This window comes from Leptothoe sp. ISB3NOV94-8A (assembly GCF_043421595.1).
In the GTDB taxonomy this organism is placed as follows: Bacteria; Cyanobacteriota; Cyanobacteriia; order Phormidesmidales; family Phormidesmidaceae; genus Leptothoe; species Leptothoe turfae.
Genome location: NZ_JAXSQW010000001.1, coordinates 5208732 through 5227673 on the forward strand (window position 1 = coordinate 5208732; position 18942 = coordinate 5227673).

16 protein-coding genes and 1 pseudogene are annotated in these 18942 nt (G+C 48.9%); 11 read left to right on the forward strand and 6 right to left on the reverse strand.

Annotation, left to right across the window (positions count from 1 at the left end):
• Positions 1-189 precede the first annotated feature (189 nt).
• The 7 genes from SPB21_RS22170 (at position 190) to SPB21_RS22200 (ending at position 7631) form a co-directional block, all read left to right on the forward strand.
• Positions 190-969 carry a DUF502 domain-containing protein gene (locus tag SPB21_RS22170; RefSeq protein ID WP_163666499.1) on the forward strand — a complete coding sequence of 260 codons (780 nt, stop codon included), beginning with the start codon at positions 190-192 and terminating at the stop codon, positions 967-969.
• Positions 970-1040: 71 nt separating this feature from the next.
• Positions 1041-1754: a transcription antitermination factor NusB gene (gene nusB / locus SPB21_RS22175; protein WP_163666497.1), complete on the forward strand. Its 714-nt coding sequence runs from the start codon at positions 1041-1043 to the stop codon at positions 1752-1754.
• A 95-nt stretch (positions 1755-1849) separates the two neighbouring features.
• A complete protein-coding gene (gene ftsY / locus SPB21_RS22180; protein ID WP_163666495.1) occupies positions 1850-3427 on the forward strand; it encodes a signal recognition particle-docking protein FtsY in 1578 nt (525 codons plus the stop codon).
• Between the two features lie 77 nt (positions 3428-3504).
• Entirely contained in the window at positions 3505-4491 is a 987-nt protein-coding gene (gene holA / locus SPB21_RS22185) for a DNA polymerase III subunit delta (protein ID WP_499867746.1), read from the forward strand.
• A gap of 64 nt (positions 4492-4555) precedes the next feature.
• Positions 4556-5023 (forward strand): DUF4168 domain-containing protein, encoded by a 468-nt coding sequence (locus SPB21_RS22190; RefSeq protein ID WP_499060695.1) that lies wholly within the window; start codon positions 4556-4558, stop codon positions 5021-5023.
• A gap of 178 nt (positions 5024-5201) precedes the next feature.
• A complete protein-coding gene (gene obgE / locus SPB21_RS22195; protein ID WP_499867747.1) occupies positions 5202-6275 on the forward strand; it encodes a GTPase ObgE in 1074 nt (357 codons plus the stop codon).
• Positions 6276-6281: 6 nt separating this feature from the next.
• On the forward strand, positions 6282-7631 hold the full coding sequence (locus tag SPB21_RS22200; RefSeq protein ID WP_499867748.1) for a serine/threonine protein kinase: 1350 nt from the start codon (positions 6282-6284) through the stop codon (positions 7629-7631).
• A 9-nt stretch (positions 7632-7640) separates the two neighbouring features.
• On the opposite strand, the gene SPB21_RS22205 is transcribed toward SPB21_RS22200, so the two are convergent.
• Genes SPB21_RS22205 through SPB21_RS22215 form a run of 3 tightly spaced genes read right to left on the reverse strand, consistent with a single transcriptional unit; the run spans position 7641 to position 9949 of the window.
• Entirely contained in the window at positions 7641-8981 is a 1341-nt protein-coding gene (locus tag SPB21_RS22205) for a hypothetical protein (RefSeq protein WP_499867749.1), read from the reverse strand.
• Positions 8982-8984: 3 nt separating this feature from the next.
• Positions 8985-9398, reverse strand: a complete 414-nt coding sequence (locus tag SPB21_RS22210) for a VOC family protein (protein ID WP_006516655.1) — start codon at positions 9396-9398, stop codon at positions 8985-8987.
• A 41-nt stretch (positions 9399-9439) separates the two neighbouring features.
• Complete coding sequence (locus tag SPB21_RS22215) at positions 9440-9949, reverse strand: TIGR02652 family protein (protein WP_006516656.1); 510 nt, start codon at positions 9947-9949, stop codon at positions 9440-9442.
• 338 nt (positions 9950-10287) lie between these two features.
• Here SPB21_RS22215 and SPB21_RS22220 point away from each other — a divergent pair, with 338 nt between their 5' ends.
• From SPB21_RS22220 to SPB21_RS22230, 3 genes are all read left to right on the forward strand, one after another.
• On the forward strand, positions 10288-10833 hold the full coding sequence (locus SPB21_RS22220) for a gamma carbonic anhydrase family protein (RefSeq protein ID WP_163666483.1): 546 nt from the start codon (positions 10288-10290) through the stop codon (positions 10831-10833).
• Positions 10834-10978: 145 nt separating this feature from the next.
• Positions 10979-11926, forward strand: coding sequence for a serine hydrolase (locus SPB21_RS22225; RefSeq protein ID WP_163666481.1), 948 nt, complete (start codon positions 10979-10981; stop codon positions 11924-11926).
• 46 nt (positions 11927-11972) lie between these two features.
• Entirely contained in the window at positions 11973-13412 is a 1440-nt protein-coding gene (locus SPB21_RS22230) for a RecQ family ATP-dependent DNA helicase (RefSeq protein WP_499867750.1), read from the forward strand.
• A gap of 174 nt (positions 13413-13586) precedes the next feature.
• Here the strand turns inward: SPB21_RS22230 and SPB21_RS22235 are convergent.
• From SPB21_RS22235 to SPB21_RS22245, 3 genes and pseudogenes are all read right to left on the reverse strand, one after another.
• A pseudogene (locus SPB21_RS22235) lies at positions 13587-13979 on the reverse strand (transposase); the annotation flags it as partial.
• A 205-nt stretch (positions 13980-14184) separates the two neighbouring features.
• Positions 14185-15456, reverse strand: a complete 1272-nt coding sequence (locus SPB21_RS22240; protein ID WP_163666477.1) for an insulinase family protein — start codon at positions 15454-15456, stop codon at positions 14185-14187.
• Between the two features lie 56 nt (positions 15457-15512).
• The gene (locus SPB21_RS22245) at positions 15513-16820 is read right to left on the reverse strand and encodes a M16 family metallopeptidase (RefSeq protein ID WP_490796107.1); all 1308 of its coding nucleotides are present in this window, start codon (positions 16818-16820) and stop codon (positions 15513-15515) included.
• 1102 nt (positions 16821-17922) lie between these two features.
• On the opposite strand from SPB21_RS22245, the gene sds reads away from it, so the two are divergent.
• Complete coding sequence (gene sds, locus SPB21_RS22250) at positions 17923-18894, forward strand: solanesyl diphosphate synthase (RefSeq protein ID WP_163666475.1); 972 nt, start codon at positions 17923-17925, stop codon at positions 18892-18894.
• Positions 18895-18942 lie beyond the last annotated feature (48 nt).

An 18942-nucleotide genomic window follows, 5' to 3' on the forward strand; every position in this document is an offset into this window, starting at 1 on the left:
GCCTATTCCCTCAATTGGCTACCACGTATAACCGATCCCCGGACCGATCACAGCATTTGCCACAATAATTTAGGATATATATGGTGATAAGTGACACTGCGAAACATTCCAGTTTTCTGAAACAGGCCCTACCTAATCAGCTTATTTGACTGAAATAGACCGCTACGACTACAACCGAGACGTCAGCCCGTGCTAAAAAATTTCCAGCAAGGTTTGAAGAATGACCTGATTGCAGGTCTTCTGGTGATTATTCCCCTAGCCACAACGATTTGGCTAACCATTACCGTAGCCAGCTGGGTAATTCGTGCGCTGACCAAATTTCCCAAGCAGTTAAACCCTTTTGTTGATTTACACCCAGCTCTAGTAGCCCTCTTTAATTTAGGCGTTGGATTTGCGGTACCTTTACTAGCCATCTTGCTCATTGGTCTGATGGCTCGCAATATTGCTGGTCGTTGGCTATTAGATCTTGGCGAGCGCATCCTCCAATCTATTCCCTTGGCTGGCTCAGTTTATAAAACTCTGAAACAGCTACTTGAGACTGTCTTAAAAGACACCAAAAGTCAGTTTAGCCGTGTGGTGTTGGTGGAATATCCCCGTCGAGGCATCTGGGCCATTGCCTTTGTCACCAGCTCCGTCACATCCATGAATCCTGATTCCAAGATGCTGAGTGTGTTTGTGCCCACTACGCCTAATCCCACCAGTGGCTGGTATGCAGTTGTTCCCGAGGCTGATGTGGTTAACCTCAGTATCTCTATTGAAGAAGCGTTCAAAGTTTTGCTATCAGGCGGTATTGTTGGGCCAAATCTAGCTGAGGCCTTGGTAGCAAAAGATTCAGACAGACCCCAACTACCTGCTGGAGACGGAGAGGCCTTACCATTCGACTCGTCCACATCCCAACAGGCTGAGTCCGAAACAGCTGAATCCCCTGAAACCAGAGTTGAACTCGTTAATATTGATCAACAAGGATAGCCTCGTATATCCGCGCCGCCCACACACTGGCTGATAAGATATCTGAGCTAGACCACCCATTCCCAAACGCCATGCAATCCCGTCGTATTGCCCGTGAGCTTGCCCTCCTTGGCATGAGTCAGCTTACGGACGATCCAAAACGTAGTAAGCAAACTTCTGGCCCATCTGTTGACACATTGTTGACCGAAGCCATTCGCACCCTCACAGCCGAGGTGAAAGAAACCCTAGAAGCAGCATCGGCAGAACTGGTGCGGGGTAACCGCCAATTGCTCGATAGCGAAACTCGCTCTGGCGATCTTCGCAGTGCCCAAGAAACGGTCAAGGGTGCCATTGAACAGGTGCAAACTGCTATTAACCGGCTTGGGGCTGCCACAGAACTACCAGAATTTGTGCAACTGGCAGGTCGTAAAGATATTCAGGATTACTCCCAAAGGATTATCACCCAACTCACCCAACATCGTGATGACATTGACCAGCAGCTAGACAGTGCCATGGTGGGGTGGAACTTAAAACGTTTGGCTCGGGTGGATCGCGATATTCTCAGGATTGCTCTCACCGAGATTTTGTATCTGGCAGTGGATAAACGAATTGCGATCGATGAAGCCATCGAAATCGCCAAACGATACAGTGATGAGGAAGGCTACAGGTTTATCAATGGTGTTATGCGTCGAGTGACAGATCAGCTAGCAAGCCAAAAACTGGATGCCAGATCAACACCTCTGAAATTATCGAAAGTGGCATCAGAGAGCAGCCCTGACCCTACGCCTTCTGATGATGAACCTTAAGTTTGCAACCAAATTTCAAATTTATAACAGGCCTGATTGTTACATCAGTGGGTGATGCCCACTCTACACGTTGAACATTGCCCATTCATTGACCTATGTCTTCATTTAATTGGTTTCGCCGTGGCTATGACGAGTCCTCTGAAACAGAGGATGCCAAAACAGATGAAACAACAAATGATTCAACATCTGCGGAGGCTGCCGCAGACGACAGTGATGCACCTGCCAGTGCTGAAGACTATTTAGCTTGGGCCAAGGCCGCTTACCAAAATATTCAGCAGCAACAGGCAACCGTTGAGGAACCTGAAGCAGAACCGGAACCCGAGCCTGAGCCCGTGGAACCGGAACCAGAATCTGAACCGGAGCCAGCAGTTGAGGCTCCAGTAGGGAGTAAAGCCGCTGCACCAGCGGCAGAAACTCCGGTCTCTACAGACGTGTCCACAGAGATTTCTACGCCGGAAGAAACTCCTGCAATCACTGAGCAAGAGGAAGCAGAGGAAGCATTAACAGAAGTTACCCCCTCCGTTGCTGCTCCCTTCTGGGCCAAAGCAGCCGAGGCGGAACGAGAAGCACGCTTGGCCAAACTAAAGGAAACTGCCATCGTTGAGCCTGAGCCAGAACCGGAATCTGAGCCAGAACCAGAACCGCCAATGGTGATGCCCGATGTCGATTTAGACGAGGCATTTCTTTGGTCAGCCGAGGTTTTAGCATCCCAAGGGCGACGTCCGGATGACATATCCCTTGAAGAAATCACCTGGCTTAACCAGTTACGTCAAGGGCTAGGCAAAACTCGACGGGGCCTGGTCAATCAGCTGAAAGCAGTTGTGGGGCAGGGACCGCTTAATGAAGATGCCATCTACGAAATTGAGGCCTTGTTGCTGCAAGCTGATGTCGGCGTAGAAGCCACCGATCAGATTATCGAAGCTCTCCAATCCAAAATGCGTGAGGCGACCTTACCGCCTGAAGCCGCCATTCGCTATCTTAAAAAGCTGCTGCGACAGATGCTGGATAGTCCGCTTGAGGGAAATCACAACTTACTGTTTGTGCCCGAAGGTGAACAGCTCAACATTTGGTTGATAGTGGGTGTCAATGGAGCCGGTAAAACCACGACCATCGGTAAGCTCACCCACATTGCGAAAAAATCTGGCTATAACTGCCTGATTGCAGCAGCGGATACCTTCCGCGCAGCTGCCGTGGAGCAGGTCAAAGTTTGGGGAGCCCGCAGCGGGGTCGACGTCATTGCTAATCCAGGGCAAAACACTGACCCAGCTGCCGTCGTGTTTGACGCCATTGCCGCTGCCCAATCACGCAATACAGAGCTACTCCTGGTGGACACAGCAGGCCGTCTACAAAATAAAAAGAATTTGATGGATGAGCTCAACAAAATCCGACGCATTGTCGATAAGAAAGCATCGGACGCCAATGTAGAAGCACTGCTAGTGCTAGATGCCACCCTGGGGCAGAACGGTGTCAGACAGGCTAAGGTCTTTTCAGAAGCGGCCAATCTTAGCGGCGTAGTGCTGACAAAATTGGATGGTACTGCCAAGGGTGGAGTGGCCCTGGCGGTGGTGCAGCAACTAGGCCTACCGATTCGGTTTATTGGTGCCGGCGAAGGGATTGAGGATTTAAGACCGTTCTCTAGCTATGAGTTTGTCGAAGCATTATTAAGCGGGTAGGTTGGGTTGAGATACCATTGGGTGCTGGGTTTCGCAAGGCTCAACCCAACCTACGGGAATTGTTCATTTCACCATAAATGCCGGTTTATTTCTTTTGGGGTGCCGATGAGTTTCGGATGAAAAAGGCGGTACGCGCATTGTGCGATCGCAACCTCAACCCTGACTGGGCTAGCTTTAACTACGAAAAAATCCCACCGGAGCAGTCCGACGCCATTATCCAGGGGTTAAATCAGGCCATGACGCCCCCCTTTGGCATGGGTAAACGGGTGGTGTGGCTAGTTGATACCCCCGTTTGTCAGCGATGTTCTGCCGACCTTGTGGCTGAACTAGAGCGGACACTGCCCAAAATTCCTGATAGCGCCATCCTGCTGCTGACCAGTAGCAATAAACCTGATGGACGCTTAAAGTCCACCAAACTCATCAAAAAATACGCTGATATCCGCGAGTTTGACACCATCCCGCCGTGGAAGACGGACCAGATTGAACATCAGGTATATCAGGTTGCTAAAGATGTGGGACTGCAACTCACCCCCCAGGCAGCTGCCCTACTGGGAGAAGCGATTGGTGCCGACACTCGCCGTCTTTATAACGAACTAGAAAAACTCAAAACCTATTGGCCCCAACCGAAACAGGCACTGCCACCCGAAGCAGTTCATGCCCTCGTGGCCACTAGCACCCAAAGCAGTCTGCAGTTAGCGGCAGCCCTGCGCCAGGGCCAAACAGACCGAGCCCTGACCCTAATTACCGAACTACTAACGCGCAATGAACCCGCTTTGCGTATCGTCGCCACCCTGGTAGGGCAGTTTCGCACCTGGCTATGGGTCAAACTTATGACCGAATCCGGTGAACGGGATACCCGAGCCATTGCCCAAGCGGCAGATATCGGCAACCCTAAACGTATTTATTTTTTACAAAAAGAAATACATGGCATCTCATCCTCACAATTGCAAAATGCCCTGAGACTTCTACTATCCCTTGAATATTCCCTTAAACAGGGAGCGCCAGAGACTATAACATTACATACCAAAGTCATCGAACTAGCACATTGCTTCAAGCCGGTCTAAAGGCTTACCATGCAGTACCCATGTTTTATTCACTAGAATTGGTCAAATCTTGCTAGGTATTGCCATGATGATTACTCGTTGCTCTAGTAATGACAGCCCCCGGAACCTCCGCTGGATAATTGGAACCAGCGTTAGTCTGGTTGTGATCGGCGTACCATTATTCACCTTCTGGCAAAGGGGATACGCCCAACCCTTTACTAATGAATTAATTAGTAACTATGCTGCCGCTGTACTGGCCATCGAAGATATTCGGCCCCAAGCCTATGCCGACATCAGCGACTTCATGACCATCGCCAATGCAGATGTTACTCAACATGACCTACGCTGTGTAAGCACCAACGATTTAACGGAAGTGCCACGTACAGTTAGATCTCAAGTTCGGCGTTCGTTGATTAATTTCTGTAATGATGCCAAGCAACTTGTAGAAGAAGCAGGTCTCACCGATGATCAGTTTAATGCAATCACTGGTGAACATCGCGAGAATGAAGCCCTGAAGGAACAGATACAATTGGAGATAGCAAGACAGCGCTAGAGGTAAATTAGTGAAGGGTGAAGAGTGAAGGGGGATAGATTAGACTGTATCGCAGCTGATACAGATTCTCTAACCCCTTAGAACGAAGGCCTTCAGCCTTAACTGTTCCACGATTTACGATTGACCACTCACCACTCACCCTCCTTGCCGATACTGTTCACCATCTTCCGTATCTCCCATGCAATTCATTGATCAAGCTGAAGTTGATGTCCATGGGGGCGATGGTGGAGATGGTCTAGTGGCCTTTCGCCGAGAGAAATATGTGCCAGCAGGGGGGCCATCTGGCGGCAGGGGGGGCAATGGCGGCTCAGTCATTCTCCAAGCGGTCTCCGATTTACAAACACTGCTGGACTTTCGCTACGCCCACCGCTTTCAAGCAGAACATGGCGAACGGGGTGGCCCTAAAAACATGACGGGGGCAACGGGGAAGGATCTGGTTGTAGAAGTGCCCTGCGGCACCATGATCTACGATGCTGAAACAGGCGAACTACTGGGGGATTTGGTCACCAAGGGTCAAACCCTATGTGTGGCCGAGGGGGGTAAAGGCGGCCTCGGCAATGCGGCTTTTTTGAGCAATCGTAACCGGGCACCGGAGACCTGCTTACCCGGCCTCCCCGGAGAAGAGGGACGGATTCGTCTAGAACTAAAGCTGCTGGCAGAGGTCGGGATCATTGGTCTGCCTAATGCTGGTAAGTCAACGCTGATTTCCGCGTTATCGGCAGCCAAGCCAAAGGTGGCGGACTATCCATTTACCACCCTAGTGCCTAACCTTGGCGTGGTGCGAAAACCCACAGGCGATGGTACTGTATTTGCTGATATTCCAGGACTCATTGCAGGAGCCCATGCCGGGGCTGGCTTGGGGCACGATTTTCTGCGCCATATCGAACGAACTCGTGTGCTTCTACATGTCATCGACATTACGACATTGGATCCCATTGAGCATTACCACACAATTCAGCAAGAGCTCATCGCCTACGGTCACGGGCTGGCAGATCGTCCGCAGCTACTGGCACTCAATAAGGTGGATGCAGTCCCTGAGGATGAGCTTGAGGTTGTCACTGAAGAGCTGATGGCTAGCAGTGGATGCGATCGCATCTTTGGGATCTCCGCTGTCAGCCGCCAGGGTCTAGACGAATTGCTGCAAGTGATCTGGGACTTACTTGAAGAGACCGCGCCCAAAGAAGTAGAGGTAGAACCAGAACCATTCCCAAACCTGGTGCCCCAAGAAATGGCCCCTACCCAGTGGACATAATCCCAAATGCACAACGCCCAGCCAAACAACTCCGTTATCAAGAATCGGTACAGAATTCTTGATGTCCTGGGTCAAGGGGGCAGTAGCATCACGTATGAGGCAGAAGATCGAGTTACAGGGCACCATGTGGCCCTGAAGGAGCTATCGCTCAAGGGATTAAGCGATTGGAAAAAGCTAGAGCTATTTGAGCGGGAGGCTCAGGTTCTAGAGGGTCTCAACCATCCGGGCATTCCCAAATATGTTGACTATTTTCAGGTTGATACAGATTGCGATCGCTACTTCTACATTGTTCAAGAATTAGCTAAAGGGCGGTCCATTTCAGACTTAGTTATGGCTGGTGCACGCTTCTCAGAAGCAGACACTCGACACATTGCCATTGAAATTTTGCAGATCCTGGAGTACCTCCATAACCTAAGTCCACCCATCATCCATCGGGACATTAAGCCCCAGAACATTATTCGTGGTCATGATGATCGGATTTTTCTGGTGGATTTTGGAGCGGTGCAGAGTGTGTATCGCAATACCATTGCTTTTGGCAGCACGGTGGTTGGCACCTTTGGCTATATGGCTCCTGAACAATTTCGTGGCCATGCTTATCCCACCACGGATCTCTATGGCCTTGGGGCAACGTTGATCAATCTGCTCACCCATCAAAATCCAGCGGATTTGCCACAAACACGTCTGAAGATGGACTTCCGTGGAGTAGTCAACGTTTCTGAGGCATTTGCCAACTGGTTAGAGGGGTTGATTGAGCCTTTAGCCGAAGAGCGATTTGAGTCTGCTAGAACTGCTAGGTTGGCATTGACCAGACCTAGACTGACTGCAACAAAAGGACTCCAATATCCTGCCGGTAGCGATATTCAACTGACTTACGGTCGTCACCACCTATTCCTAAATATCCCACCCACAGGGTTAAGAAGAGCGGCCTTCAGAGGACATTTCAACGTGGCTTTGGCCTGGAATAGTATTGCCTGGTTTGTAGGTTTGGCCATTTTACCGGTTTTCTCATTGGGGGCAGCTGTTATTTTTTTTGTACCTTTCTGGGCGATTGGCCTAGGCCTCGCTTGGAGAGCTTTTTGGACGGCCCTTGAACACGTTACGTTAGACATTAGTCAAGAGCGTTTTACCCTCAAACGAAAAATGTTGATTTGTAAAAGCGTTCATCAAGGTCATGTTGCTACTTTGGAAAGGGTGACTTTAGAAACAATTCTGCTAAGTAACGATCAGCCTGTGAAGACGTTGGCACTGCGGGAAGGTGTCTACAGTCATCAGTTTGGTATATCGCTGTCGATAGCAGAAAAAGAATGGTTACAGGAAACGTTAGACAACTTTATCCAAAGGCAAAAATCAAAATAGCTCTGACGGCTAACGCAGTTTCCAAAAATGTTCCTGCTGATTTAGGGCTTGCTGTAAATGGTTAATGGTAATCTCTTCATCGCCTGCCAGACGATGTGTCATACGTCCAATTTCAGTAATCTGCTGAGTAGATAAGGATAAGCCTTCAGCTAGAGTAGTCCAGCGGACTTTTCCCATGGATTTAACGCCGTTGGGGAATATTTGTTGCCACAGCTGCAAGCGTAGTTCGGTATTGGGCATGGGGATATCGATCGTCGTGAGCTGCTGTCGCCATTGGTGGCGGATAAGGTGACGATGATGAACTATAAAAAAGACGTGGGTTGATGATTTGGTCAGCCAGTGCTGAAGGGCTGCTGTATCGATGGCTGAATTGCGGCCAAGCCAATGGTGGGCTGATTTAATTAAGACAATGGGATACTTAGCCTGGCCTAGTTCGGTAAGACAGTTGGGCCAGTCTTGGGGAGAAATTTGGGCCAGATCGAGAATATATAGAGATTGTTTGAGGTGGGTTGCAAGTGCGATCGCACTGCGCTCTTTACCCACACCTGGCTCTCCCACCAGCAATAGCCTCAACCGTGGCTGCTCTGCCACTGACTGTAGTTGCTGCTTGAGTGCATCGGCCAGTATCAGATCTGGCCAAGTCACTCGCCCTCGACATAGTTGGGCATACCAGTCAGCTGCTATAAACTGTAGCGGCCAGCTCGGGTCAGGATTCTCGGCAAGCAGGTACTCAACCCATGCAGGAGCCAGCTGTATCTGACTACCCAACAATGTCGAGGATGAACCCTCAACACATTGTAAAACCTGTCGCTTGATCAACGAATTTTCACCAGACAGCCGGGCACGCGCACGCCGACGCTCCAAATCATTGCGACACAATAATCGTAAGGCAAGTTCGACGGTCGGCAATGCCCCTACCGCACAGTTAGTCCCTGTTTGCAAATAGTGATAAAGCCGCCCATAACGTACCTGAACTTCCGGAGCCAACGCCATCAGTACCAGCTTCTTTTCAAACAGGCTCAGCCCCAGCACCATTTGCATAGTTGGTAGCCCTAACGAAACTTTGCTAGCCCGACTCAGCAAAATCCGCTTGTCTATTGCTTTTTGGTACCCCAGTGAGGGTTTGTCAGATGATTTAGGCGCTGTATCATCGTAGGCACGTTTTTTAACCGCAATGAGACCTTGCCACCAGTCACTAGTCGCCTTGTCAGACGCATTTTTGGCCACCTGATTAACCGACTTTAAATGCTTGCGTTGCTGAGAAACCGCCACTAAAAGCAGCCGTTCTAACCAGCTGAGCTCTGTTTCCAGATACGCCCAATTATTTGCAAACGGAATCCCAGAACCCATTAATTATTTCAAACGACGCAGGAACTCAAGCGGTAGCCCATCAGTATCAGCAATAAAGGCTACTTCATACACACTAGACCCAATCATCTGTTGCTGAGGTTCCAACAGGACGTTTAGAACCGTATCTTGAGAAATCGCTTTTTGCTTCAACTGTTCCAGCCAGGTCGGTAAACTGTCAGCTGCTTGAGTCAGGTCAAATGACAGATGATAGTAACCAGTGTAATGCTCATCACTAAAGGCATCGGCAGCAGGTTTGGGTTCTGGCACCTGCATGAGCTCGATTCGTCCATGTAAACCTTCCATCCAACACGCCAGAGTAATGCCAGCAGTAAAACGTTCTACCACATCAAATCCCAGCAGCTCATAAAAGGCAATGGCCTTATGAATATCCGCCGTTCGAATCGACGCATGATGCATAGTATTCCTATCACCGTCTTTTAACCAACAACTCGAACAGCTTACTCAAAAAATTTTAGATACCGATAATTATTCGGCACCCCAGGCTCTTTTTCTAAATCAAAATTGATCACTTCCCACTGAGGCACTTCTTGGGAAGACGGACTAAACGCCACAGGTAACCCATATAGCCTGGGAGTTCCTGTATCCACTTGGCCACGCCAAGGTGCACTGTATTCCAGATACGACTTCACTAGGGGCCGATAGCGTTCTGCAATAATCACTCGTGTCGCCCGATAACCCTCGGTATACAATCGATCGAGCGCTTCATGAATCTCAAACCGAATACCATCAGGATGAGTATGCTGACGATACCACTCCCCTTCCCATTGACGCCAGTGACGCCCCGATTGCACATGTACCAAATCATGGGTTTCAAGACTGACCTCAAACGCACCATGGCGTGTACATAGATAGCTATCGGTCAAGGTTAATGCCGGAATTGTCTGCCGACAGTGGGGGCATTTTATCTCTGGCCCATAAAACGGATACTGAGAAGCGGAATTTAGCATGCGGGTTTATTAAAGCATTGACACCTAAATATGTATTGGCCTGTCTCAACTACCCCAACGTTGAGCCTAGGCAAAGCCCCAGGTGCCGGAACGTACTAATAGAACACTCCAAACAAAGCCAATTAGGCTTTCACTCGCCTTATTATAACGGGAGGCAAAATAGCGCGCGCTAACCCTTACATACATTATTCTGAAGAGTTTTGTCCATCTCAATGGTTAACGTTGATAAACCCATGGACATTGAGACGGGGTATCAATCACCTGATTCCTACCCTCCGGCAAGCCTCCTAGGTTCAATTGGTAACCTTTAGAACTAGATCTATTCTGTAGGTAATTCTGTGACTAACCTCACTCCTGTCTTAACCACACCTGAAAGCTTTTGGCCTGCACCAGACCTCTCACAAGCTGCCTTTATTGCCCCAAATGCAACGGTCATTGGCAATGTAGAGATAGATGAAGGTGCGAACATTTGGTATACCGCCGTCGTCCGAGGCGATGTCGAGCTGATTCGCATCGGTGCCCACACCAACATACAAGACGGTGCCATTCTCCATGGCGATCCTGGGCAGCCCACAATCCTTGAAGACTATGTCACCATTGGCCATCGCGCTGTGGTGCACAGTGCCCACGTTGAGCACGGCTGCCTCATTGGTATTGGAGCCGTTATTCTTAACGGCGTCCGTATTGGTGCAGGCAGCATCATCGGCGCGGGCGCAGTCGTGAATAAGGATGTCGCACCCGGGTCACTGGTGGTCGGCATTCCTGGCAAGGTATTGAAAACTGTATCCGCCGAACAAATCGAAGAGCTGATCGACCATGCTAAAAAGTATGAACAGTTAGCCCTAGTTCATGCAGGTAAGGGCACTAATTTAGGGTTTGAGTAAATCAGTTTGAAGTTTTGAGTTTTGTAGAGTTTTGCTCTTCTCAACTTGTCGAGTATTTTGAGTTCGATTACCTCGACAAGGTATAGCAAGATAAAAAGCGAACAACTTAAAACTCACAGCTAAGCCCTTACAACGCCTCTCCCCGATGACCTCCAAATTCTTCCAGCCCAACGACGCTCTCCAGAAAAAACTCAACCAAATCCTCGATTTAACCTGGGCTCGTTTTCCTAACCTGGCACAAAATCAAATCGCGGTTACCTGGCTAGCTTACGAGCCTCCCTACACTGTCAATACAGGGGGTGCGCTAAGTGCTGATAACTTCTGGAAGCAACAGCCAAAGGGGGCAAGCTATCGCGGTGTAGAGCGGATTTACCCAGCCAGCGTCATCAAGTTGTTTTACCTGGTGGCTATTCATGAGTGGTTAGATCGCGGCATGGTCCAAACAAGCTTGGAACTAGAGCGAGCATTACGGGACATGATTATCGACTCTAGTAACGACGCAACAGGCTATGTCGTTGATGTGCTAACGGGTACGACAAGCGGCCCAGAGCTACCCCCTGGACCGTTTGAAACCTGGAAGCAACAGCGAAACTTGATCAACCGTTATCTAACCAGTCTGCAATGGCCTGAGCTAGCAACCATTAACGCTAACCAAAAAACTTGGTGTGATGGTCCCTACGGTCGAGAGCGAGCATTTCTGGGCGAGGGCTATGAAAACCGCAATATGCTGACGACCGAAGCATCTGCTCGGTTACTGCATAGCATTATTGGCGGGGTGGCAGTCAATGCAGAGAGGTCTCACACCATGATGGACCTGATGAAGCGCGACCTGGATCCTAAAGTACTAGCTGCGGATCCAGAAAATCAGGTGACGGGCTTTTTAGGGGCGGGTGTGCCCGTTGAGACAAAGGTTTGGTCAAAAGCAGGACTAACGAGTAAAGTACGCCATGATGCCGCTTACATTGAGGCAGATGGGGCACATCCCTATCTATTAGTCGTGTTTACTGAAGGGGCTGAGCACAGCCAAGACGAGGAGATTTTACCGTTTGTGTCAGCACAGATCTTGGCTGCAATGCATGGGATGAACACGTAAGGCTCACTTTCAACGGGCACTCTAAGACCAGTTCAAGGGTGCATCAATGATTACAAAAACGTCCTGGCAGCAAGTAGAAGCGCGCTTCAAAGCAATTTGGGGCTACGACAGTTTTCGTCCTCCACAAGATGAAGTCATTCGCACACTATTGGCCAAACAGGATGCTCTGATTGTCATGCCGACCGGTGGAGGTAAATCCATTTGCTTCCAATTGCCTGCTTTATTGCAAACAGGCATAACCCTGGTCATCTCTCCATTAGTTGCACTAATGGAGGACCAAGTTCAGGAGCTAAAGCAACGCCATTTAGCCGCAGAACGCATCCACAGTGCCCTGGCCAACTTTGAGAAACGAAACATACTGCAACAGGTGCAGCAAAACCGGTTGCGGTTGTTGTATCTATCGCCTGAAACACTACTCAGCAAACGAGTCTGGGACATTCTCTGTCACCCCCAGGTAATCATCAACGGCTTGATTTTGGACGAAGCCCATTGCCTGGTCCAATGGGGTGACACTTTCCGACCCACGTACCGACGACTCGGTGCTGTCAGACCAGCGCTGCTGACCCATAAATCCGCAGGCACCCAGATACCCATTGCAGCATTCACAGCAACGGCTAACCCAACGGCTCAGAAAACCATCTGCGAAGTGTTGCATCTACAACAACCTCAAGAGGTCAAACTCAGCCCCTATCGGTCAAACCTGAATTTAGCTGTGAAAGTGGTTTGGACCCCAAGGGGACGACGACAGGCAATGGTTCAGTTTGTAAAGTCTCATCCTGATCAAGCAGGATTGATCTATGTTCGCACTCGCCGGACTGCTGAAGAGTTAACCCAGTGGTTACGCCCCCAGGGGTTTGCAGTGGCAGCGTATCATGCAGGGCTGGCCAGTGAGGCACGTCGGCGCATTGAAGCAGAGTGGATAAAGGGAAACTGTCAGTTTGTAGTATGCACCAGTGCATTTGGCATGGGGATTAACCATCCACAAGTTAGATGGGTCTGCCATTATCATGCGCCAAGTACGCTCAGTGAGTATGTGCAGGAGATTGGCCGTGGGGGGCGAGATGGGAAACCGGCGGATGCGCTAACACTGGTCAGTGAGCCTACAGGATGGCTGGATTCAGAGGATAAAAAACGCTGGCAGTTTTTTGCAGAGAGTGCGCGGAAGCTACAGCGAGAGGCACAACAGTTGGGGAAGTCATTAGCCGCATCTGGCCATATTGATGAGGTGTTGCGACGTAATGGGAAAGCAGCGACAGCACTAGCATTGTTGCATGGTCAGGGACGGTTGATTTGGCAAGACCCGTTTCACTATCAGTTGACGGTGGAGCAATCATCGAAAGCTGATAAACCAGTCGATAGCGTGAAGGAGACTAAGCAATATCTCTTTAGTCGGAAGTGTCGCTGGCAGAGACTTTTAATACAGTTCGGCTGTGAAGCAGAAGCTCAAAACATGCAGTGCGGGCATTGTGATAATTGTCGACATTAGTCAACAAAAGATACTTAAGCCCATGCCCCTGAGATAAATTTTCATTCCAGAGATGGAGTATTCTCTTAAGAGCCTTAACCCAGGTCCTTAAACAATACTAGCCATAATATTTTTGATATAACAACCAAGGAAAAATATCGAGAGTGATCTGAATTTTGTGTAAACGCGGTTTGTTTAGAGAGGAAAGCGTTCTGGGAACAGGATCGCAAAATGTGACAAGGCGGCTCGCCAATTTTTAATCGGTCGATTCCATTTTTTCGCGATATGATTCATCACCAGATACATCAGTCTGCAAACAGCAGCTTCATCTGGGAAGATCGCTTGGGTCTTAATCACCTTACGCAAGGAGCGATTGAGGGATTCGATAGCATTGGTGGTGTAAATCACTCGACGAATCTCCATGGGATAGTCAAAAATAGGAATGACATTGTCCCAGTGGCGAATCCAGATCTGGCTGATAGCTGGGTAGGCCTCATCCCATTGTTCGCTGAAGGCATCAAGGACGGCTTCTGATTCAGCCAGGGTGGCCGCTTGGTAAATCGGTTTGAGGTCCTTGGCCACGGCCTTTTGCACGCCTTGGATACGTTACCGAGTGTTTTGGCTAGGTTTAAGAGGCCTAAGCGGTTCTTAACGATCTTGTCTTGGGTATTCATTGTGACACTCCTGATTCAGTGTGAGTTTACAGGTTGTGTCAGATAAAGTCTTAACTATTACATTTGATGTCAGCGACTATGCCGCCAAGCCCTGAGCCCTTACCTTATAACCTTGTCCTTTATCTCAGCGCTTCTACTGCTGTAGCTGGCCCCAAAATCGAGATATAGGAGTCTACAAAGCAACGCTTTGCTGCCTCTTGGGCGTCTTCAATGGTCACTGCCGCGATATTAGCCTGGAACTTGTCGTCAAACTCAGTGCCCAGCCCCAGAATCTCATACCAACCCAGCAGTTGAGCAATTTGCCCATTAGTCTGCTTACCCAATGCATATTGCCCAAGCATTTTATTCTTAGCGACCTGGAGCTCATGCTCGGTGAGGGGAACTTTGCAGAGTCGTCGCAGCTCACTCTGAAGACCGTCTAGTGCAACGGATGTATTTTCTGGTGCAGTGCCAATATAGGCGACAAATTGTGATGGGCCCAAACGTGTGGGATAAAACGCAGAAACGTCATAGGCCAAGCCCTGTTTTTCCCGTAGTTCGACAAATAGACGACTGGATAGGCCATTCCCTAGGTGAGTGCTCAGAAGCTTAAGGGCTGGAAAATCTGGGTGCATGACTGGGGCCGCTAGGTACCCAATAATCACAAATGCCTGGTTCGTTTCTTGGGGCGTGACGATGCGATAAGCATGGGATTCGAGCCCTGGCAGTTGAGGGGCAGGGGCAGGATACTCAGGGACAGCCCAATCGCCCATGAGTTTATCGACTAAAGCAACAGCCCGTTCAGGATCAATGCGTCCAACAATAACCACCACCATGTTGTCGGGACGAAAATGCTTTTGGTGGGCCTCTAAAAGATCATCGCGTTGAATGGCCATGACGGTTTCTTCAGTTCCCATGCTAGAAAACCCATAGGGATGGGTGCCGTACATGCCTTCACGAAAAAACTTATAGGCTACGCTAAAGGGCTGCTCTTGCATGGAGCGCAGACCTTGAATCGTCAGCTTCCGTTCGAGTTCAATTTCATTCTCAGGAAAGCTAGGCTCTTGCAGAATTTCAGTGGCGAGGCTGAAGATTTCCTCAAAATCGGCGGATACCGTTTTAACACTGACGACGCTGTAATCTGAAGCGCTATCGGCTCCTAAGCTGGCTCCTACATATTCCACAGCTTCCGCAATATCGAAGGAACTGCGGTGAGTGGTTCCTCTTGTGAGTAGGGATGTGAGCAAGCTAAAAATACCTGCATTTTTTGGTGTTTCATGGCCTTGTCCAACGGGTAGAAACACACGTGCTGAGACGATATCAGCGGCTGGATTTTCAATAGCAATAACTTTGAGGCCGTTGCCCAGATGGGTCGTGATGGAGTTTTGCTTTGGGGCAGTTGATACAGTCACAGGTGTTGTGGTTAGAGGTTGTAGTGAAGTCTGTCAGGAAAGGATGCAGTGTAGCGCTAGGCAGGAATTAGAGCAAGGGTGCCACAACTCTGTGGAGATAAGTATTGCTGGGCCAGGGGCATCAGTTGTTCAGCAGAGTATGCCTGTATGTGTTTGGGGTAGGTCAGGGAAAGTTCGGGTTTAGCCAAAGTGCCGTAATATCCATAGAGTCCAGCAAGCTGTCCTGGAGTTTCCATTGAAAAGGCATAGTCATTGCATAATACCCGTTTGGCTCGTGATAACTCTGCCTCACTAATCGGTATGTTAGCTAGGGTAGCGATGCGATCGCAAATGACCTGTTCTACTTCCTTTATATAATTGGGGGGAAGCCAGGCTGATAAAACGAATAAACTACAGTCCTTCTGTACCGAAAAACTACTTGCGATTTCATCTACCCATTGACGATCTTCGCGCAGCTCTCGTACCAGGCGCGACACCCGACCCTCGGCCAAGACTGTCGCCAAAATGTCTAAGCCACAGGCTGATTCTAAGTCCTCAATCCCAGGGGCTAGCCAGGCCATGATCAATCGCCCATGTTCCAATCGAGGCAATGCTAAGGTATGCCGAGGGTTGGTCAGCAGGCGTGGGGGTGACATTAGCCCTGCTGTCGGACATGATTCTCGTTGTGCAAATGCACGAAACGTTGTCTGCACTAGTTCTAGCACTCGCTCTAAGGAGACGCCACCAGTAATCACCACCTGCATATTCTCAGGTTGGTAGTGAGTACGATGGAACTGCCGCATTTCTTCAGGTGAGCGCTCTTGCAAGATCTCGGGAGACCCTAATACTGAACGTCCGTAGGGATGATTCCCGTAAATCATTTCCGACAGCGTTTGAAAACCTATCCAATCAGGGTCATCCCAAGATTGATGAATCTCTTCGATGACTACATGTCGTTCTCTTACAAACTCGTCGGCTGGGATCGCTGCATGCAGTAACAGATCTGCAAGATAAGGGAGGGCATGGGCTAAGTCATTGGCAGCCACTGTCATATAAAAATGAGCATAATCATGACTTGTCGCTGCGTTTGCTAAACCACCACGGCTCTCAATAGCTGCATCGAACATGCCCGGCAAGATCTGCTCAGTCCCCTTAAACACCATGTGCTCTAAAAAATGAGCCATGCCTGTCCAAGTGTCTGGTTCACAACGAGCACCTGCCCGAATCCAAACGTCCACAACGACGACAGGAGTCGCTGCTATTTCTTGGTGAATAACAGTTAAGCCGCTGTCTAATTGGACAATGCTCGCTGGAAATGACCCATTGGCCTGATTAATATCACTGTTTGAAATATTGGAGGCAGGAACGTCAGGGGCTGAACTCAAATTGTTGGGTGCCTACTGCTTAAAACTTCTGTCTATGCTACCTCTCTAAGTTGTTTTCGGGAATATATACTTGGCAGAAGTTATCTGGAAGCTGTGCAATAAGCAATAAATCTCAGAAGGAAGAAAATTATACCGTTGCTGACTGGAGGGGTGTCATAAAACAATGGTCTGACCACTAACGTGGTCAGACCATCTGCTAAAAATAAACATAAATTAAAAGGTTTTTTATCTAGAGATTATTAAACCCTGATCAGGGACAAGGATGAAATGGCAAAAACCCATTACTTGAACCTGTAAGTCATTTCAACATTTGCTCTCTACGCCTGACAAAGCGTTGAACAGCCGTGAAAAGAATGTAGACCATTAACAAGTAACTAGTGGCAAGCAGCAATATCAGCAGGGGGGTTAAGGGATGAGTCATGGACGTAGCCAGTGAGAGAGGAGCAACAAGGACGATTCGCAGGCCAAACAGGCAGCCAGCAAAAACTGACAGCGGGGCAGCTAGTTCGAAAATTATGCAAGATTCCCAATAATCAAAAAGCCTTGATACAAGAATCACCCAGCACCATACGCATTGCAGTATCGCTCGTCACTCCGTACGCATCTAGGGCATACATGCACCGATAAATTTTCTAGCTGTCTGTTCGAGACCTTACAAGTTTGACTCAGCCATGGGTTGGGTCAAACAGTTGCCATACTCTTATAGACATTGCCTGCCATGGGTATCAACTACCCCAGACAACTGCAACACATCGGCGGATGACTCAAGCACTACTAGCAGTCAGAAGCCAACTACTAGAACAAAGCTACTAACACCAACTATTGAGCTTGCTATGAAATTTTCTAATTCCTAGTCCTTAGCTTAACATAAGAATTTGTTATTCACATAGACCTAATTAAAAAAAAGAAATAAAAATATCTAATCAATGCTGGCCAGATGGAACTCTTTATGGGGTGTGGTGCTTTGAGAACTGCAAAGTACTGAAGCAAAAGGTGTTTCTACATTTTCTAAATGGATTTACGACACCAAATGAGTCGTTAGCTTAGAATGAATATGGATTACTTAAAATTTCGTAATCAAGCCGTCTGAGCATTTTCTCCCATGACTTCAACAACATCGCTGTTTGCTCCCGTCGAAGCCGATCTCAGGCTATTGGCGGATAATTTAAAGCAGCTGGTCGGTGCTCGGCATCCTATTCTCTACGCTGCTGCAGAGCACCTTTTTGGGGCCGGAGGGAAACGGATTCGACCTGCTATTGTGCTTCTACTTTCACGGGCTACGGTGATGGAGGCAGATATTCCAGCTCGGCATTTTCGCCTGGCTGAGATTACTGAAATGATTCACACCGCCAGTCTGGTACACGATGATGTCGTCGATGAGTCGTCATTGAGACGTGGTGTTCCTACTGTCCACAGTAGTTTCAATAATCGAGTGGCGGTTTTGGCAGGGGATTTCTTATTTGCTCAATCGTCATGGCACTTAGCAAATTTAGACAATCTAACGGTTGTTAAATTGCTGTCCCGCGTGATTATGGATTTAGCTGAAGGTGAGATCCAGCAGGGGTTAAATAAGTTCGACACCACACTCTCCATTGATGCTTACTTGATGAAGAGCTATTACAAGACAGCATCACTCATTGCTAATAGCTGTAAGTCGGCGGGTGTTTTGAGTGAGGTTTCTGACTCTCTGGCTGAGGCATTTTATCAATATGGGCGGAACTTAGGCCTGGCATTTCAGGTGGTAGATGACATTTTGGACTTTACCGGTTCTGAGGAAGTGTTGGGTAAGCCTGCTGGTTCTGACTTGCTGAGTGGTAACCTGACAGCCCCAGTGCTTTATGCCATGGAAGAAACGCCTTATCTGGCTACGTTAATTGAGCGAGAGTTCGCTCAAAGCGGAGACTTTGATGAGGCGATGGCCTTGGTGAAGGCTAGTCGTGGTATTGAACGCTCACGGGAGCTGGCCTCTCAGCATGTTAAACAGGCTGTTCATAACCTGGCTGATTTACCTCAGTCTGAACCTAAGCGCGCACTGGAAGCTTTGTCTAGCTACGTGTTGAGCCGATTATATTAATTAGTCTAAGGTGCATTTGCCCGCTGCTCAAAGTGCGTTCAGCATAGG